This window comes from Mycobacterium sp., assembly GCF_008709575.1.
GTDB lineage: Bacteria > Actinomycetota > Actinomycetes > Mycobacteriales > Mycobacteriaceae > Mycobacterium.
In genome coordinates this window covers 1-713 of the sequence record NZ_VYIK01000319.1, presented here as the reverse complement: position 1 = coordinate 713, position 713 = coordinate 1, and the positions used below count along the sequence as shown (strand labels likewise).

The 713-nt window shown below is 64.7% G+C and carries 1 protein-coding gene; it reads right to left on the bottom strand.

All coding sequences use genetic code 11. The features are described from left to right. Nucleotides 1-359, bottom strand: a 359-nt coding sequence (locus tag F6Q13_RS18700; RefSeq protein WP_293059717.1) for a hypothetical protein, incomplete at its 3' end; no start/stop codon positions are given. Nucleotides 360-713: the final 354 nt, after the last annotated feature.

Sequence of the window (713 nt, the reverse complement as noted above, 5' to 3'; positions counted from 1 at the left end):
TGCACGCTGACAGGCGGCGGCACGAACGAGGCGCTCACCGCCAGGCCCGCACCTATCATGGCGACACCAAAGGTGCTGTACCGACGAAACATCGAGGCGTACCCCCTTCGGGTGGGCTTGACCCCAACGAGGCGCAGAATTGCCGAGGCGGTCGAGACGCGACCACCGTCGTGAAGCAGCCGGGGCCCCGCGTGTGCCGCCAAATTTAACAGGGTTGCGGACCGTGTCAAGGCCGGTGAGACGGTTTTGGCGTGGATTTGACGAGCGCTTCGGGGGCTGGTTGATCCAAGCGAAGGCTCGAAATCCAGGCTCTCGGAGAGCATCTCCGAGAGAGCATGCGCTTTTCCCTTGATCTCCAAGGCCAATTCAGTCCGGTCCAGCGCAGCCTGCAGTTGCTTGGTAGGCCGACGCAGCTTCTTCGACTCTCGACGATGCGTTTAGGCTTGCGGTCTATAGCGGTATCGCCCAGGCGCGCGGCGCTGCTCGCGGCCCACCCCCAGCGCGTCACATCCATCGAGAACCCGGGCCCTGCATTCGGCGGTGACCGTGCGCCGGCGCGCTCGGGCAACCGGATCCTCCACCAGGCCGGTATCAGCGTGTGACGTTCAAGGACACGATCGTCCTGGTCACCGGGAATGGTTTCGGCTACCGAGTCCGCGGCCAAGCCCGGAGGCGTGGTGTATGAGTTCGCTCGATCGCGTGACCCTTCGGGG